The following is a 1,309-nucleotide window of genomic DNA, read 5'->3' on the forward strand; positions in this document are numbered from 1 at the left end:
TTGTAATTCTCACTTTCCCATGATAGCTCTTTGTAGAGTTTCAGGTAGCTAAGCAAATAACTCCCTTCGAAATAATTCCCTGTTGTTATATTCTTGTAAAACAGCTCCGTAGTGCTGTCCAAGAAAGCCTTTTTGCCCAGTTTGTTGCTGTAATAGAGCATGTGCAAACTATCCGGAAAGGCTTTGGAAAGTATAGGATACTGACCATATGCTTCCGTGCAAAACCAAGCTAAGGCCAGAAAGACTAACGTTTTTTTCATATCAGTTTTTCAAATCAGACCTGTCTGTCTAGCTTGGGCCAGCAATTCTATAATGGATTTACAGTTGGATTTTCTCATCATTTTCTTCCGATGCGCAATGACAGTGTGCGCGCTCAGATACAGTGCTTTGGCCGTAGCCTCGATAGTGTATCCTTTGGCGAAATATTGCAACAACTCCAACTCACGGTCCGTATACCCGGAAGAGATAGGCTTATTCGCATTGATGATCTGTTGAAAATAAGGGGAGATATAGGCTTGCCCATTTTCCACGGCTTTGATCGCTTCCAAAACTTCTTCTAGCCCCGCTGATTTGCTTAGGAACGCATCGGGTTTGTGCTGAACGATATCATTGATCAGCAGTGCGTTGACAACGCTGGACACAACAATGATTTTGACCGGCTTACATAGCCTTCTGGCATCATTGACAATTGATAGCCCATTTTTCTCGGAAAGGTAGTAATCTACAAACAGGAAATTTTGTTCATTGCTGGCCTGGTTCATAAAAAATCTAATCAGCTCATTTTCAATTGTAAAGCAGTGGACCGTCTTGAATAAATCCAAGCTCTCCAAGAAGAATGAAAAAGAATCGGCAAAGATCTTGTGGTCGTCAAAAATGACCGCATTGGCTTTCCTGGTTAATGTTATCATAAGGGATAATTTTGAGCGAGTGGGTTTATATATTCTATGGGCTCGGTCGGCCTTAGCGTACGGCTTTCAAGGTCAGGACCCGGAGGCCTAAATGCAGGTTTCTGTTGGCGGATAGTTCGGATACCTGCCTGGTTCTGCCGGGCGGGTACTTTGTGACAACCAGCTTCCTGAATCGAATAACTAAGTATGAGAAAGATTTTCACAGCCATGTTACTGGTCTTATCGGCTGGCAAAACCAATAAGCAGTGCTAGGAAAATTGCCGGTCATATCCGTCACTAGTCCTTCATAACGTAACGAGTGCATTCAGCCTGATGGTCTTGTCGTCAGCTTGATTGAAGTGCAGCACGGTTAATACCAGAAAGTAAACGGTCTTGGGCTTCCGAAAGACCGTTTTTTATCA

At 43.3% G+C, this 1,309-nt stretch carries 2 protein-coding genes; both read right to left on the reverse strand.

Annotated features, from left to right (window positions below; genetic code table 11):
* A partial coding sequence (locus ACQ4MZ_RS31520) for a hypothetical protein (RefSeq protein WP_430852022.1) occupies window positions 1-260 on the reverse strand: 260 nt, incomplete at its 3' end.
* A gap of 9 nt (window positions 261-269) precedes the next feature.
* Window positions 270-908, reverse strand: a complete 639-nt coding sequence (locus tag ACQ4MZ_RS31525) for a LuxR C-terminal-related transcriptional regulator (protein ID WP_430852023.1) — start codon at window positions 906-908, stop codon at window positions 270-272.
* Window positions 909-1,309 lie beyond the last annotated feature (401 nt).

Source organism: Dyadobacter sp. BHUBP1, from assembly GCF_050587785.1.
In the GTDB taxonomy this organism is placed as follows: Bacteria; Bacteroidota; Bacteroidia; order Cytophagales; family Spirosomataceae; genus Dyadobacter.

Excerpts from the sequence above, each read along its gene's own strand:
- ACQ4MZ_RS31525 (WP_430852023.1), bottom strand. The coding sequence starts at position 908 with ATGATAACATTAACCAGGAAAGCCAATGCGGTCATTTTTGACGACCAC.